10 protein-coding genes, 4 tRNA genes, 1 riboswitch and 1 other annotated feature are annotated in these 15,585 nt (G+C 54.3%); of the genes, 5 read left to right on the top strand and 9 right to left on the bottom strand.

Annotated elements, in window-relative coordinates; all coding sequences use genetic code 11:
- Window positions 1-12: 12 nt before the first annotated feature.
- The 3 genes from GN107_RS00070 to GN107_RS00060 form a co-directional block, all read right to left on the bottom strand.
- Window positions 13-861: a Cof-type HAD-IIB family hydrolase gene (locus GN107_RS00070; protein ID WP_196246222.1), complete on the bottom strand. Its 849-nt coding sequence runs from the start codon at window positions 859-861 to the stop codon at window positions 13-15.
- Window positions 862-1,034: 173 nt separating this feature from the next.
- A tRNA-Leu gene (locus GN107_RS00065) sits at window positions 1,035-1,118 on the bottom strand.
- Between the two features lie 328 nt (window positions 1,119-1,446).
- A tRNA-Leu gene (locus GN107_RS00060) sits at window positions 1,447-1,530 on the bottom strand.
- Between the two features lie 121 nt (window positions 1,531-1,651).
- Between GN107_RS00060 and GN107_RS00055 the strand changes: the two genes are divergently transcribed.
- Complete coding sequence (locus GN107_RS00055) at window positions 1,652-2,485, top strand: NAD(P)H-hydrate dehydratase (RefSeq protein WP_155286261.1); 834 nt, start codon at window positions 1,652-1,654, stop codon at window positions 2,483-2,485.
- 65 nt (window positions 2,486-2,550) lie between these two features.
- Here GN107_RS00055 and GN107_RS00050 read toward each other — a convergent pair whose 3' ends face one another.
- Both GN107_RS00050 and leuS read right to left on the bottom strand, forming a co-directional pair.
- Entirely contained in the window at window positions 2,551-4,191 is a 1,641-nt protein-coding gene (locus GN107_RS00050; protein WP_155286262.1) for a putative polysaccharide biosynthesis protein, read from the bottom strand.
- Window positions 4,192-4,456: 265 nt separating this feature from the next.
- The gene (gene leuS, locus GN107_RS00045) at window positions 4,457-6,868 is read right to left on the bottom strand and encodes a leucine--tRNA ligase (RefSeq protein WP_155286263.1); all 2,412 of its coding nucleotides are present in this window, start codon (window positions 6,866-6,868) and stop codon (window positions 4,457-4,459) included.
- 50 nt (window positions 6,869-6,918) lie between these two features.
- Window positions 6,919-7,121, bottom strand: a binding site (T-box leader).
- A 98-nt stretch (window positions 7,122-7,219) separates the two neighbouring features.
- Here leuS and GN107_RS00040 point away from each other — a divergent pair.
- A complete protein-coding gene (locus GN107_RS00040) occupies window positions 7,220-9,565 on the top strand; it encodes an LTA synthase family protein (RefSeq protein WP_196246223.1) in 2,346 nt (781 codons plus the stop codon).
- A gap of 9 nt (window positions 9,566-9,574) precedes the next feature.
- On the top strand, window positions 9,575-10,222 hold the full coding sequence (locus tag GN107_RS00035; RefSeq protein WP_155286265.1) for a phosphatase PAP2 family protein: 648 nt from the start codon (window positions 9,575-9,577) through the stop codon (window positions 10,220-10,222).
- Window positions 10,223-10,277: 55 nt separating this feature from the next.
- Here GN107_RS00035 and GN107_RS00030 read toward each other — a convergent pair whose 3' ends face one another.
- Window positions 10,278-11,747, bottom strand: coding sequence for an MDR family MFS transporter (locus GN107_RS00030; protein ID WP_155286266.1), 1,470 nt, complete (start codon window positions 11,745-11,747; stop codon window positions 10,278-10,280).
- A gap of 209 nt (window positions 11,748-11,956) precedes the next feature.
- A complete protein-coding gene (gene metK / locus GN107_RS00025) occupies window positions 11,957-13,138 on the bottom strand; it encodes a methionine adenosyltransferase (protein WP_155286267.1) in 1,182 nt (393 codons plus the stop codon).
- 2 nt (window positions 13,139-13,140) lie between these two features.
- A riboswitch (SMK box riboswitch) is annotated at window positions 13,141-13,219 on the bottom strand.
- A gap of 89 nt (window positions 13,220-13,308) precedes the next feature.
- Here metK and GN107_RS00020 point away from each other — a divergent pair.
- Together GN107_RS00020 and GN107_RS00015 are read left to right on the top strand one after the other, a co-directional pair.
- Complete coding sequence (locus GN107_RS00020) at window positions 13,309-13,956, top strand: hypothetical protein (protein WP_155286268.1); 648 nt, start codon at window positions 13,309-13,311, stop codon at window positions 13,954-13,956.
- 4 nt (window positions 13,957-13,960) lie between these two features.
- A complete protein-coding gene (locus GN107_RS00015) occupies window positions 13,961-14,860 on the top strand; it encodes a DMT family transporter (protein ID WP_155286269.1) in 900 nt (299 codons plus the stop codon).
- A 555-nt stretch (window positions 14,861-15,415) separates the two neighbouring features.
- Here the strand turns inward: GN107_RS00015 and GN107_RS00010 are convergent.
- Window positions 15,416-15,505 (bottom strand) — tRNA-Ser (locus GN107_RS00010).
- A gap of 4 nt (window positions 15,506-15,509) precedes the next feature.
- A tRNA-Asn gene (locus GN107_RS00005) sits at window positions 15,510-15,582 on the bottom strand.
- Window positions 15,583-15,585 lie beyond the last annotated feature (3 nt).

The raw sequence follows: 15,585 nt of genomic DNA, 5'->3' as shown, positions 1-15,585 counted from the left end.
AAATGTATATCCTTATTTCGGACTCTGCCGCAACACTGTGTTCAGCGTCCGGGCCACCCCATCGTTCCAGTTGCTCGGAGCAACGTAGGCTGCGACCCGCCGCACGCGCGGCACGGCGTTACGCATTGCCACGCCGTAACCGACGCCCTGAATCATCGTCAGGTCGTTCAGCTGGTCCCCAAAACACATGCAGTCCGCTAGTTCGATCCCGGCATCCTTAGCGATGACGCGCATCCCGAATAGTTTATCGACACCAGGAGCCAGGCCCTCGTATAGCAGCATTTTGGACCGGGTCATGTTTAGCGGCAGCCGCCGCATTGCCCGCAGCGCCAGCATCAGTGCGGGCACATTTCCGTACGCCGCCTCCAGCGTGAACTTGTAGAAGTGTAGCCCGGGGTGATTCAGCATGTCCCTCAGTTCAGCCTGAGTGGCAAAATTAACATCGCATGTTAAGTCCCCACCGTAATAGGTGGACCGCTGCCCCGGTTTGTAGAAGGCGTGCGTGAGCTCGGTGTAAAAGCGAATCTGCACTCCATACCGCTTAGCGATGGTGAACGCCGCCTTGATGGTCCGTGCGTTGATCGGCTTTGCCGCTAGCAAGCGATCCTGTTGATCATAGACTAAAGCACCGTTCAGACACATCTTGTAGCCGCTGACACCGAGCTCATCGCGCAGCAGCGCACTAACCCGGGGAATCATCCGGCCGGAGCAGATGGCTGTGAGGCGTCCCGCAGCGGCCCAAGCACGTACCGCCTGCAAATTGGCTGGCGACACGCGCAGGCGCTGGTTGTAGAGGGTCCCATCCAAATCGTAACCGGCGAGTTTAATCTTATTAAAGTTACTTTGCGTCCACGTGGCCAAATTACCCGCTCCTTTCCCTAGTGAATGAACCACACACTAATTAATTTAATTATAGCAATTCCCTAGCAAATACCAATTGCACGATTGTTTACGAACATGAATCAAAATTGCGAGCATAAAAATATCCCGAACCTTTTCGAATAAGGTCCGGGATACTTAGTCCGTTGATGCGATGCCGCAAACAGGAGTCGAACCTGCACATGGATAACCATACAGCGACCTGAACACTGCGCGTCTGCCAATTCCGCCATTGCGGCAACAACAGATGTAATTATAGCAAGCATTCACCGCTTTGCCAAGCACTTTGTAACGAATTCCTGCATGGGGTCACAAATAGGTCACGCTGAACGCATAATAAAAGGCTCTCACAAATGCTCCGCCTGCTTTTAAAACGGCCACCGCTGCCGGCCGACTCCTGACCGCTTGTAATTCTGGTGAGGAGTCGGCCTCCAAACGTGGTCCACAATGCAGCTCCCTCCGCTTAGCTAAAATGGCACCCACCCCCAAAGGTCGGGAGTAGGTGCCATTTTCTCTAATGCTCGGGAGCTAACCGCCTTGCGGACCACTCTCTAACCGTTGAAGCCATGCCGCAAACAGGAGTCGAACCTGCACAAGGATAACCTTACAGCGACCTGAACACTGCGCGTCTGCCAATTCCGCCATTGCGGCAACAACAGATGTAATTATAGCAAGCATTACCGATTTTGCCAAGCGGTTTCGGACAGATTCCGTAATTAAGCACCCGACCGCATCCGAATTTGCTAGAATAAGGACGAAAGGTGGCAGCAGCATGCAGACTATGAATCAAGAAATTGCGGCCCAAGTGGTACGGCCGCGGGCGGCAAACGGGCGCAAGGGCACTTTTGGCCGGGTGCTCATTATCGCGGGTAATCGAAATTACGGCGGAGCAGCCATTATGAGCGCCACAGCCAGTGTTTACGCCGGAGCCGGTCTGACCACTGTCGCCACCGATCCACTTAACTGGGGCCCACTCCACGCCCGCCTGCCGGAAGCAATGGTCACTGACTGGCAACCAGCGACGCTGCAACCCCTGATCCAGGGTGCAGACGTCATCGTAATCGGTCCCGGGCTAGGAACGGACTCGGCGGCCCTGACAGTGCTCAACTTGCTAATTAGCACCGTCCAGGCCCAGCAAACCGTGATCATCGACGGTTCCGCCATCGACCTGTTCGCGCGGGAAAAGCTCACGCCGCCGCACTGTCACTTGGTCTGGACCCCGCACCAGATGGAATGGCAGCGTCTCAGTGGCATCCCCATCGCGCAGCAAAATCCAACCGTCTCCGCGCCAGCTGCCGCCCAAGTTGGCGGAATCGTCGTCGTGAAGGGCCCGGAAACACAAATTTTCGCTCCGGACATCCAGTGGTGCAGCACCGCTGGCGGGCCCTGGATGGCAACTGGCGGCTCTGGCGACACTCTTACCGGCGTCATCGCAGCCTTTTGCGCTCAATTCGGTTATCACGCCAAGGTCATCGCGGCAGCAGTGTGGACGCACAGCGCTGCAGCCAGCATCGTCGCGGAGAACGCATACGTGGCGCTGCCAACAGCCGTGAGCGCCGAATTACCCGCGTTAATGCATGAACTTAGTCGCGGCAGCACCAACTAAAAATACGGTTCCCGCATGCTCCAACCCCAATTGGGAGTTGCTCTGCGGGAACCGTATTTTGCTAACTACTTGATGTGCATCAGATTGCGAATCCGGACAACGCGCCCACCGAGAACACGATCTGCGAGCCGCGTCTTCAAAACCAGGTAGGCGTAGACCGCCACCCCCACTACAAGCGCCGCAACAATAATCACTGCGGACTGGGTTTTGCTGGCGGGATTCAGAACGTGGGACAGCAGGATCACCACGATCCGCGCGAACGCAAACATCACGAGGCTAAACGCGGTCATCCCCAGCACCCGGTGTGCGGTCTGGCGCACCTTGAAGCGGAAGTTCTTGCGCAGGTAGTGCAGCATGAAGCCGCAGGAGACCAGCATCCCGGCAATTGAAGTGAACATTGGTCCGTTCACGTTGAACAAGTACAGGAATGGCAGCTGCAAGATGAGCTTGGTGGCAACACCATAAAGCATGAGCCGAATCGCCGTTCCGTTTTGGAACAAGCCCTGCAGAATTGCCGCGAGCACCGTGAAGAGGCCGAGAAAAATGGCTAGCAGGCAGGAAATCTCGAGCATCAAGAAGCCCTGCTGGTTATATGCATAAAACAGCACGTACAAGGGGTGCGAGATTGCCGCCATCCCGATTGCGGCTGGCAACATCACGAAGAAGAATAGCTGCAAAATACTCGTAATCTGCGCGGCAACGTTCTTCATGTCCCGCTTGGTGATGGCCCGCGACAGGATCGGAATCGCCGTGACGGCCATCGCGGTCGCCAGCGACACAACGATCATGATGAGCTTGTTGGCGTTCCCAGCGTACATGGCGTAAAAGTAATTCAGTTGCGTCATGTTCGTGTGGTACAGGCTCAGCATGCCCTTAAAGAAGGTGTACTGGTCAATCAAGTAGTACCAGCTGATGGCCGAATCCATGATGATGAACGGCACAGCCTGCTTCACAATATCGATCAGCAGTTGGTTGGTGGACACATGCACCTGGTTCAAACTGCGGGCGTTCCGGGCGCGCAGCCACGGCAAGCGCCGCACAAACACGGCCAGCAGCAGCAAGATCCCGGCGATGGCACCAATGAAGGCCGCAAAAGTCGACTGGGTAACGGCGGTAACGTAGTTGTGATTGCCCACGACCATGATCATGTAGGCACTGACCAGCATGTAGCCGACGCGGACCAGTTGTTCGACAAACTGTGAAATGGCGCTCGGGGCCATTTCCGAATGTCCCTGGAAGAACCCACGCATAATACTCAGCAAGGGAATTATGAGCAACGCGGTAGCCAAGGAGTGGAACACGGGGATCATGTTGCGGTCACCGGCTGATAGCAGCGGCGCAAAGCCCCACATTAGGCCCGCTGCGACAAGACCCATGACGCTGACGGCCATCATTCCGTGCCAGAACAGCCGCCAGGACGTTGAGTACTCACCCATGGCGTCATAACGCGAAATCTGTTTGGAAACCGCGCCCGGGATACCAGCCGTGGAGATAATGATGAAAATCGAGTAGACTTGGTAGCCCTTAGTGAAGAGCGCATTGGCAGCATAAGCGGAGCTGCCCATCCAGATCCACCACGGCAGAATGTAGACCGCCCCGAGGATGCGGGACATGACACTACCGGCAGTCATCCACGCTGAACCTGTCAGCATCTTCTGGCGTTCGGTTTTCTCCTTGGGTTTGCGCGTTTGTTCCTTGTCATCCATGACTTTTCCTCTTTCCAGACGTATCAGACTAATTCTAATTGAATGGCGCCAGGCATGCAATTAGCACCGCAAAACTAAACCATAGCACAAAGTTTAAGATATTAACGGTGTCCTGCGCGTTGCGGCTAAATAACTTAACATTTTCGCTAATTTTGCGAGTGGATTTTTGACTTCTTGTCACATTTTGCCGCATGAAAAGAGCGTGCCCCTCCCAAAATTGGGAGCAGCACGCTCTTTTGGCATAGTCAGCCGGTATTACTACTGACTACTTGGCAACAATATTAACCAGCTTGTTAGGAACGACGATAACCTTCTTAACATCCTTGCCCTTGATGAACTTCTGGACGTTGTCGAGACCGCGGGCAATCTTCTCCGCTTCGTCCCGAGGTGTGTCTTTAGCCATCTTGGTCTGGGCCCGAAGCTTACCGTTGACCTGAACCACGACGTTAACCTCATCGCTGACCAGTGCGGATTCATCGTACTCTGGCCACTTGGAGTAACTGATACCGTCCTTGTGTCCGAAGATGGACCAAATTTCTTCCATCAGGTGTGGTGCAACTGGGGCCAGCATCTTGACGAAGCCTTCACAGTACTCGAATGGGAGTGCATCAACCTTGTTCGCCTCGTTGATGAAGACCATCAGCTGCGCGATTGCCGTGTTGAAGTGCAGGTCAGCGTAATCCTTCGTGACCTTCTTGACGGTCTCGTTGTATACCTTGTCGAGCTTACCGTCATTAATGGTCGTGATGTGGTCACGCATCTTCCCTTCCTTGTCAACAAAGGTCCGATAGACGCGGTCGAGGAACTTGTGCGCACCGGCGAGACCGTCTGTGCTCCAAGCAATCCCGGCATCCAGTGGGCCCATGAACATTTCGTAAACCCGCAGCGTGTCGGCACCGTATTCGGCAACAACATCGTCAGGGTTAACCACGTTGCCCTTACTCTTACTCATCTTTTCGTGGTTGTCGCCTAGGATCATGCCCTGGTTGAACAGCTTCTGGAATGGTTCCTTGTTCGGGATGACACCCAGGTCGTAGAGGAAGAGGTTCCAGAACCGGGCGTAGAGCAGGTGCAAAACGGCGTGTTCGGCACCGCCGATGTACAGATCAACGTTCATCCAGTACTTGAGCTTCTTCGGGTCGGCCAGCATGCGGCCGTTGTGCGGATCGGTGTAACGCAGGAAGTACCATGATGAACCAGCCCATTGCGGCATGGTGTTCGTCTCGCGCTTCCCCTTGCGCCCGTTCTTGTCCACAACGTTTACCCAGTCGTCAAGGTTAGCCAGTGGTGACTCACCGGTCCCGCTTGGCTTGATGTCAGCTTCTTCAGGGAGCCGCAGTGGCAGCTCGTCTTCGGGAACCAGTGTGGTCTCGCCGTCTTCCCAGTGGATAACGGGAATTGGTTCGCCCCAGTACCGCTGGCGGGAGAAGACCCAGTCGCGGAGCTTGTAGTTGACCTTAGCCTCACCGCAACCCTTGTCTTCTAGCCACTGCAGCATTGCTTCAATGGCTTCCTGCTTGTTCTTACCATCAAGGAACTCACTGTTGATGTGTTTACCATCGCCAGTGTAAGCTTCCTTAGTTACGTCGCCACCCTCAATTACAGGGGTGATTTCGAGGCCGAACTTCTTGGCAAAAGCCCAGTCGCGGTCATCATGCGCGGGAACCGCCATGATGGCACCAGTCCCGTAAGTGGCCAGAACGTAGTCAGAAATCCAGATTGGCAGCTTTTTGCCGTTAACTGGGTTGATGGCGTAAGCACCGGTGAACACACCAGTCTTGTCCTTGTTCAGGTCGGTCCGGTCGAGATCAGACTTGCGGGCCGCTTCAGCAACGTAGGCTTCAACCGCAGCCTTTTGCTCAGGCGTCGTGATCTGGGCAACCAGCTCGTGTTCTGGCGCCATAACGGAGTAGGTCGCCCCAAACAGGGTATCTGGCCGCGTCGTGAAGACGTCGTAAGACTTGTCCGTGCCGGCAATCTTGAAGGTCACGCTGGCACCCTTAGAGCGGCCGATCCAGTTGCGCTGCATCTGCTTGATGGATTCTGGCCAGTCGAGGTCATCCAGGTCATCGAGCAGGCGGTCAGCGTAAGCCGTGATTTTGAGCATCCACTGGCGCATTGGTTTGCGGATAACAGGGAAGCCGCCGCGCTCGGTCTTGCCGTCGATAACCTCTTCGTTTGCAACAACCGTGCCCAGGTCAGGACTCCAGTTAACTGGGATCTCGGCTTCATAAGCAAGGCCCTTCTTGTAGAGCTGTTCAAAAATCCATTGTGTCCACTTGTAATAGGATGGATCCGTGGTGTTGATTTCCCGGTCCCAGTCGTAGGAAAAGCCAAGGCTTTGGATCTGCCGCTTGAAGTTGGCGATGTTTTTGGCTGTGAAGGCCTTAGGAGCGTTCCCAGTCTTCAGTGCGTACTGCTCAGCGGGCAGACCGAATGCATCCCAGCCCATTGGGTGCAAAACATTGAAGCCCTGCATCCGTTTCATCCGGGCAACAATATCCGTTGCGGTGTAACCTTCCGGATGGCCAACGTGCAGGCCCTGCCCAGACGGGTAAGGGAACATGTCGAGGACGTAATACTTCGGCTTCTTCGGGTCCTTCCCCGTCTTGAATGTATCGTTCTCACGCCAATATTTCTGCCATTTTTTCTCGATGGCGTTGTGGTCAAAAGCCATTGCTATTTTCCTCCCTATTTATAGCTGAACGCAAAAAGCCGCCCTAACATTGTTAGGACGGCTTTAGCCGCGGTACCACCTAAATTCTGCACGCAAATGTGCAGCACTCTTACTGGGTAACGGACAGGCCGGTCAGTCTTACTTAGTTCGGACTGACAACTGCGGGAGCCAGTTCGCGGCATTCTCCGGTCGGCTCACAGTCCCGCCGACTTCCTGAACGAAGAATTAACCGCTAATACTCTCCCGTGCGTTTAGTATTAAAGCTAATATAACAAACAAACCGGCCCGCGACAAGCAATGCATTCAAGAAAATATGCTAGAATTGAGACATTATTGTTTGGAGGGATCAACATGCTTAATGCAAATGCAGCTTTCAAGAGCCGGAGCGTAAGCAACCAAATCTTACGCTATTACTTGTGGCGACGACCCGCACGTTTCTGGATCGTTTTCCCCATTTTCTGGTTCTACCTATTATTTAGCCTACATATCACTAGCGAGCGGGAATACTTGCGCAAGCGCTGGGGCTTCATCAACAGTAAACCACTCAGCACAGCTGAATGGCAGAACTTACGCAAGCGGTTGCCGCTCCGCCAGCAATTCCGCCATGCTAGCGGAATGACCGTCTGTGATGCGATCCCGCAATTCATTCTTGATTTACTACTCAAGGACAGTGGCCTCAAAGCCCAAGGTCTCCCCACCAATGCGGACGGCAGCGTTGTACCAAGTAGCAGCATTGCGGCTCAGTACGACGCCGCTGTGAACGAAACCGCCGTTGTCACCCCCGATTTCTACCGCCACTTTTTACGGCACGCAAGCAGTAAGCAGCAGGTACACATTTTTGACCTCGACCGCGAGTTCAGTTCCTACGCCAAGTACCAGTGGGCCCAACTGCTGTGGCAGGTCCGTAACATCGGTACCATTCTCGTTGCGGCACTGATTACGACCGCAATTGCGCTCTACATTGGCTATAATCAGTTCAGCCCCGACACAGTCAGCGACATTCTGGTCCATGGCCCTAAATTGATGCTGGCCAACACCCTCATCGTGTTCCTCCTGATGTTGTTGTTCTACTTTATCTGCAATTCCATTGGTTGGGGCATTATTATCGGCGGGGTGCCAGTTGTCGTTCTCGCCATTGTGAACTACTTCATGCTTGAATACCGCAACTTTCCTTTTGAGTTCCCGGACATTTTCCTGGCCAGTGAAGCCGGGGACATGGGCAAACACTACAGCTACGTGCCTCCGCTTCGCTACACAGCACTGCTGATCGGTGTGGTCATCATGGCCGTCGTTGCTCAGTACCTGCTCAAGAAATCCCGGCGTGGCTTCAGCTGGCGCCTCGTGACCGGCCTGGTGACCGTTGCCGCGATTGTTGTCAGCACCAAGTCCTTCTATCTTAATGACGACGAATTCAACGCCATCGCGCCCATCACCCACGGGAACATTTGGGAGAAAAACAACCGCGACGCGACGAATGGGTTCGTTTATTCCTTCATGAACACCCTGAATAAGGGCCAAGTCTTGGCGCCAAAAGGCTACACTAAGGCCGCCGCGGTCAAGAGCCTGAATAAGTACACCTACAAGAACATCCCCAAGAATAAACGCGTCAACGTGATCGAGATTCAGCTGGAAGCCTTCCAAGACTTCAGTAAGTACCCGCAGATCAACATTGACCCCGGCGTCTACGCGGGCCTGCACAAGGTCCAGAGCGAGGCCATGCACGGTGAACTCACCACTACCATCTTTGGCGGCGGGACCGTGGACACTGAGCGCAAGGCCCTGACCGGGTTCACCGACCTACCAAACATTCGCACGAACACCAATTCCTTCACGGATTACTTTAAACAGCAGGGCTACAACACATACTCCGCCCACGCAGGTTACGCCTGGTTCTACAACCGTCAGAACATCAACCGCTACTTGGGCTTCCCGACCCGCCTGTTCAAGGAGAATTACTACAACGACCACGTCAGCAAGGCGCCCATTATCCCGGACACCCTTGTCTTCAACGATTTGGTCAAGCAGATCAACAACCGGACCAAGAATGGGAAGTATGTCTATAACCAGACCGTTACCTACCAGAACCACGGACCATACCCCACCACCTTCTCCGGCCAACCAGTTGTGAAGTGGCAAAGTGGCTACAACAAGTCCGATTATGCCATCATCAACAACTACCTGACTGGGGTCGAGAAAACCAGCAACGCCCTTTTGGCACTGGTCAACCAGCTGCAGAACTCCAAGAAGCCGGTCGTCCTCGCGTTCTGGGGTGACCACAACCCGTGGGGCGGGCTCAACAACAGCACTTACAAAATGCTCGGCATCAACCTTGATCAGAGCACCCAGCAGGGCTTCGGCAACTTCTACGACACCCCTTACGTAATGTGGGCTAACAATGCCGCCAAGAAGCGGCTCAAGACTCAGTTTACGGGCGTCGGCCCGACCATCTCGCCGATGTACATCCTGCCCACGATTTTCCAGCACACCGGCTGGCAGGGTAATCAGTACATGCAAACACTGGCTAACATGCAAAAGACGATTCCAGTCTTCGGTAAGGGTAAGGACATGTACCAGGGTACCTACACGCCCGAAACATCCCTGCCAAAGAACGTTCAGACCAAAATCAATGAATTCCGGACGCTGCAATACTACGTCCAGACTGTTTACCAAGGTAACGCGCGGAAAGCGGGAAAGTAGCGTGATTTTGTGAGCCAAAAAGTTAAATTTAGTATTGCCGGCTGCTGCGCCCTGATCGTGCTAGTGCTGGGCTTCGGCGTCACGAATGGTGCGGGCTTCATCCCCGCAATCGACCACGCGGGTATCACCCTCATTGTGCACCGTTCAGCCTGGCTCAACCCCATCGTGATCGGTATCACCAGCATCGGCAACCCGCCAGTCGTCGCGGTTCTCAGCATCTGCCTCGCGCTGCTGTTTGCTTGGCGCCGCAAGCCGGCTGTCGTCGGTTTCATCGCCGCCAACATGATCGGCGTCAACCTCGCCAATTACATCATCAAGCACATCGTGTTGCGGCCGCGCCCCTTCGTGCAGGATCCGCACGTCCACAATCTCGTCGCCGCGGGGGGCTGGAGCTTCCCTAGTGGCCACTCGGCGGGCTCCGTCCTCTTCTTCGGCACCATCATTGTCTGCGCCGGACTGCTGGCTAAACGCCGCAGCACTCAGGCCAGGCTGCGCGTAATCTGCGTCTTGTTCATCCTGGCCATTGGCTGCAGCCGCATCTACGTCCAGGTGCACTTCCCGACTGACGTGCTTGCGGGCTATGCTTGCGGCACCTGCGGCTTGATGCTCAATTGGGCATTCTTCAGTAAGGCCCTGCGCAAAGAAGAACAGCAGTAACTGCAGCAAAAAAGACGTCTTCCACGCGAGGACGTCTTTTTTTGTGCCAACTCAATTAGTCAGCTGATTGCTTCTGCTTCCGGTCAAACAGGTTGATGACAATCGCGAGCACAACCACGATTGCGCTGGCAACGTACACCGTGTGCAACGCGGAGAAGAGCACCGTTCGCAATGGTTTGAGCACGGCCGGAGCGAGCTGAGTCGCCGTCTGCGGGTTGACCAACTTGTTCATCATGTTGGCGTTCAGTCCCGGGTGGGCGCCAGTCCCGGCCGCCACGCGCATGTTGAAGATGATGCCAAAAATCGCGACCATGATGGTTTGGCCCAAGGTCCGACTTAGCGTGTTCACACTGGTCGCAACGCCCACCTGGTCCTTTTCAACGGCCGCCTGCGAGGTCACGGTCGTAGTGGTGATACTGATTCCGAATCCGGTCCCGAGCACCGCTGAGACAGCCAAGAAGGCGACGTACGGCGTTGTTTGCGGCAGCAGCACGATTGCAACGATGCCGACCAGAATGATCAGCAGGGCGATGCTGAGCACCCGCCGAGGAACCATGTTCACAATCATGCGGCCCGCGATGAATGAACCCACGATCCACATCAGGCTACTTGGTGTCACCGCAAAGCCCCCAAGAGAGGCACTCAGACCGAGGATGCCCTGCATCCACATCGGAATGTAAACTTCGTGGCCCATTACGACACCGGAAACCAGCGCCGCCATGACATTTTGAATCGTGAAGGTCCGCGACTTGAACAGCTTGAGACTAATAATCGGGTCCTGAGCCCGGCCCTCCTGGCGGACAAACAGTGCTAACATCCCCGCCGTAAGCACCAGCAGCAATGCGAACAGTAGCGGTCCGTGCGCCGAGTCCAGCATCTGGAAGCCCATCAGCAGGAACAGCAAGGTCAATGCCAGATAAATTGTCCCCAGGATATCCACAGGCTTGTCGGTTTTGACAAAATTCTCGTGCATGTAAAACTGCGTCAGCAGCATCGTGATGACACCGATTGGAACATTGATGATGAAGACCCAGTGCCAGGACAGCCGGTCAACGATAAAGCCCCCAATCAGGGGTGCCGTGACGGACGCGATGCCCCAAGCCGAACCGTTAAAGCCAAGCACGCGGGCCCGTTTTTCGATGGGGTACATGTCGGCGATGATGGTGAAGGTCACCGGCATGATAGCGCCGGCCCCGATTCCTTGGATTGCCCGGAAAATAATTAGTTCGAGCATTGACTGCGACAGTCCGCTCAGCAGCGACCCCAGAACGAAAATCGCCAGGCCCACCAGCAGTACCGGCTTCCGGCCGATGCGGTCCGCCATTTTCCCATAAATCGGCGTTGCCATTGCGCTGGTCAATAGATAGGTGGTGAAGACCCAGTTCATCAGGCTGACGCCGTGCAATGCACCCAAAATTGTCGGCATGGCAGTGCTGACGATGGTTCCTTCAATTGCCGCCATGAACGTGGCGATGAACACCATGGCGGTGATAACTGGCACGTTGGTTTGTCGTTTCTTAGACATAATTGCTCCTTTTTACTGCTGCGCTGCGCTCTGTTTCATAGGCGAGCTGCGCGGGACTGAAGCTTGCGGCTAACACACTTCTGAAATAATGCCCAAAACCAGGCATTCTTCCAGAAGTACGTTAGTCCTCAGCTTCTGACCGCGGGCCTCCGCTCTGTGCACAAAAAAAGACGGGACATCAAATAATGTCCCGCCACCAATCGATCATTCTAGAGTAATGCTTTCAAAGCGTCGACCTTGTCCAGGTGTTCCCAAGGCAGGTCAACGTCTGTGCGGCCGAAATGACCATAAGCCGCTGTTTGTTCATATATTGGGCGCTGCAGGTCTAGCATCTTGATGATGCCGGCTGGGCGCAGATCGAAGTTGGCGCGAATGGCTTCAACGATCTTCTCTTCGGAAATGGCGTTTGTGCCAAAAGTGTTAACGGAAATTGAAACGGGCTTTGCGACCCCAATGGCGTACGCGAGTTGGACTTCGATCTGCTTAGCCAATCCCGCTGCCACAATGTTCTTGGCAATGTAGCGGGCGGCATAGGATGCAGAGCGGTCAACCTTGGTTGCGTCCTTCCCGGAGAAGGCACCACCACCATGACGGGCGTATGACCCGTAAGTATCAACGATGACCTTCCGTCCGGTCAAACCGGAATCGGCAGCCGGGCCACCAAGTACGAAGCGGCCGGTTGGGTTCACGTAAATTTTGGTGTTGGCATCCAGCAATTCAGCTGGGATAACCTTGCGGATGATCTGTTCCTCAACGTCGCTGCGGATCTGTTCGAGCGTCACGTCGGGGTTGTGCTGCGTTGACAATACGACCGTGTCCACGCGGAAAGGCTTGCCTTGGTCGTCATATTCGACGGTGACCTGGGCCTTAGCATCAGGCCGCAGGTACTTGAGGATGCCTTCATGCCGGGCCTTAGCAGTCCGCTGCATGAGTGCGTGGGCCAAAGCGATTGGTAATGGCATCAGCTGCGGCGTTTCGTCGCAAGCATAACCAAACATCATGCCCTGGTCACCGGCACCAATGCGGTCCAGTGGGTCGGTATCGGCGTTCCGGGCTTCCAGTGAGTCGTCAACCCCCTGCGCAATGTCAGGTGATTGTTCGTCTAAGGAAACTAGTACGGCGACGGAATCTGGATCAAAGCCACTGTCCTTGGTGTAGCCGATGCGGCGAATGGTGCCGCGGACAATGCTTTGAATGTCAACGTAGGCGGTTGTGGAGATCTCACCAACAACCAGCACCAAGCCGGTTGAAACGGTGGTTTCGCAGGCAACACGGGCCTTTGGATCTTGCTTCAGGATGGCATCGAGAATCGCATCACTAATCTGGTCAGCGACTTTGTCTGGGTGCCCTTCCGAAACTGATTCGGAAGTAAATAGATGTTTTTCTTGCATGGAATTGGTTTTCCCCCTTAAGTATTCGGTTACAAGGCACACTCAATAATTGAGCCCCATCGGGAAATGTTTGCAACTAATTTATGTTACCACATCTCGGGCGGCGAATAAACTTTTGCGTCTTGCTGATATATTTAGTAGCATATCCATTAAGAAGAAAGGAACTTATTATGTCATCTAATGTAGAAAAACCAGTGACCGCGCTGAGTTTTGGTCTGCTCGCGGTCGTCGCCCCGATCCTCGCAATCGGCGGCAGTCACCTAGTGTGGTCAGTCAACTTCATTGCCCTCCTCGCGCTGTGCGTGCTGCTGGCAGCGATGCTTTTGCAAAAACACGTCGCAATTCTGGCTGGTGCTGCACTGGTTTGCGCCATCATCGCCAGCAGTGGCCAGTGGATTCTCTTGCCCCTAGTCGTGGCCCAAATCGGTCTGGCCTGGATCATCAGTACCCAGTCACTAACGCATCCGGTGCAAGTCAGTGGGTTGCTCATTCTAGCGGCCTTCATGCAGGTTGCACTGACCATGACCGAGTCGCACGTACTCACTAGCACGTTCCTGCTGGACCTAGGTTTTGGACTGCTACCATTCATTTTGGCGGCTTTTGCCCGTCAGTTGCCCCTCCCAGTCATCGGGCTTGGCGAAATTGTCATCGTCGTTGCCGCTTACGTTGCGCAGCGCTTCACCCTGATCCCCGCTTTTGTCACCATTTTATGGACCTTGCTGCCAGCTAAACGCAAGCGCGACTGGCCCGAATATTACTGGCTCGGTGGCGCCCTGCTGGTCAGCATCCTCGTCCACCTGTCGATGCTACATGGTTAAGCCGATGAAGTTAAGCAAAATCCAAGCCAACCTCGCCCTCTTGCTCACCGCCACCATCTGGGGTGCGGGCTACATATTCTCAAAGCAGGCCACAAACGCCCACATGCCTGCTGGGGTCATCAATGCCATTCGCGGTTTGATCTACGCCAGCCTTGCGTTCTTATTCTTCCACCGCCAGATTCTGCGGATGAACAAAAGTGAGTTCAAAATCGGCCTGACCGCTGGAATCATCAACCTCATTGCCTACCAGCTGCAAACAGCCGGAATCATGTACACCACGCCCGGCAACAATGCATTCCTAACAGCCACCTATGTTGTCTTCGTGCCCTTCATCATGTGGCTATTGACCAGAGAGACACCCAGTCCTAAAGATTACCTCGCCATTACCCTGTGTATCATCGGCATGTGCGTTCTGACCAATATCTTTGGTGGCAATTTCGGGTTCCACACCGGTGACATCCTGGTTATCGTGTCGGCAATCTTCTACGCCATCCAAATTGTTTATTTTGGTCGTGAGGCAGCCACCGTCAACCCCTGGTGTATCGCCTTCATGCTTGGGGCAATTCAGGGGGCTGGCGGTCTGCTCTGGTCGCTCCTGACGGAATCACCGCACTACGCAGCCATTAACTGGTCCGCAGCAATTGGTCCGGTGATCATTCTCGGGGTCCTCTCGTCGTTCGGCGCCCAAACGCTCCAGCTGATTGGCCAGAAGTTCACCGACCCCACTGCCGCTGGTCTCATCATGATGACCGAATCGGTTTTTGGTAGCCTCTTCTCCGTCCTCTTTGGCTTCGAGGAATTAACCATCAGCCTTGTTGCCGGTGGCGGCCTGATCCTGCTGGCCATCCTCCTCATGCAAATTGATTTCCGCAAACTATTTATTAAGCGTGAACGACGTGCATGAACGAGCCACCAGAATATCTGGTTCCCGCCCCAGTCCACTTGTGGACTGGGGCTTTTATATTACTTTCACTATGAATAGTCACGACAATTCAAAAAGGATGAGCCACATTGCATTAACCTGCTAGCCGTTAACCAATCCCTCCGTAGTCCTCATAACCAGCTACGTACAACTAGCTGTGGTCTCTTGATTCAGCGCACCCACACTGCTATAAGGGACTTCTGGTCCGCGAACAGAGGTCCTCATACGCTAACCATCACGGCCCATAACTATTGTCGAAAGTGAGTGCGGGGAAACAACCACTGTTTATCAATTCATCAGGTCAGTACCAGTATCCCACCGCCCGGCATTCATGACAGAGCAATCATCCAGCTTCCAGTGCCTGAACGTCCGGGCGTTCAGCTTCAGCCATCCTCCGACTTTGCCTCACGACAAGCGGTGCAAGTCCCCAATCACTTGTCTGTTTCTGATTATTGTTTTTAGCACAAAAAAATACTGAAATCACTAAGCATAACTAGTGAATTCAGTATTTTTTGAAGTTGCTCGAAGGTTGTAAAACGGAGAGTAAGGGATTCGAACCCTTGATACAGGCAAAACCCGTATACATGGTTTCCAACCATGCTCCTTCAGCCTCTCGGACAACTCTCCATAACTCCGGTTGTCAGACTCGAACTGACGACAACCTGATTAACAGTCAGGTGCTCTACCAACTGAGCTAAACCGGAATG

This window comes from Lacticaseibacillus zhaodongensis, from assembly GCF_009687905.1.
Lineage (GTDB): Bacteria > Bacillota > Bacilli > Lactobacillales > Lactobacillaceae > Lacticaseibacillus > Lacticaseibacillus zhaodongensis.
This window is presented reverse-complemented; position numbering and strand designations above follow the sequence as displayed.

What these genes read in the sequence shown, in the direction of transcription:
- GN107_RS00055 (WP_155286261.1), top strand. Translation starts at nt 1,652, where the DNA reads ATGCAGACTATGAATCAAGAAATTGCGGCCCAAGTGGTACGGCCGCGG.
- GN107_RS00050 (WP_155286262.1), bottom strand. Translation starts at nt 4,191, where the DNA reads ATGGATGACAAGGAACAAACGCGCAAACCCAAGGAGAAAACCGAACGC.
- leuS (WP_155286263.1), bottom strand. Translation starts at nt 6,868, where the DNA reads ATGGCTTTTGACCACAACGCCATCGAGAAAAAATGGCAGAAATATTGG.
- GN107_RS00040 (WP_196246223.1), top strand. Translation starts at nt 7,220, where the DNA reads ATGCTTAATGCAAATGCAGCTTTCAAGAGCCGGAGCGTAAGCAACCAA.
- GN107_RS00030 (WP_155286266.1), bottom strand. Translation starts at nt 11,747, where the DNA reads ATGTCTAAGAAACGACAAACCAACGTGCCAGTTATCACCGCCATGGTG.
- metK (WP_155286267.1), bottom strand. Translation starts at nt 13,138, where the DNA reads ATGCAAGAAAAACATCTATTTACTTCCGAATCAGTTTCGGAAGGGCAC.
- GN107_RS00020 (WP_155286268.1), top strand. Translation starts at nt 13,309, where the DNA reads ATGTCATCTAATGTAGAAAAACCAGTGACCGCGCTGAGTTTTGGTCTG.
- GN107_RS00015 (WP_155286269.1), top strand. Translation starts at nt 13,961, where the DNA reads ATGAAGTTAAGCAAAATCCAAGCCAACCTCGCCCTCTTGCTCACCGCC.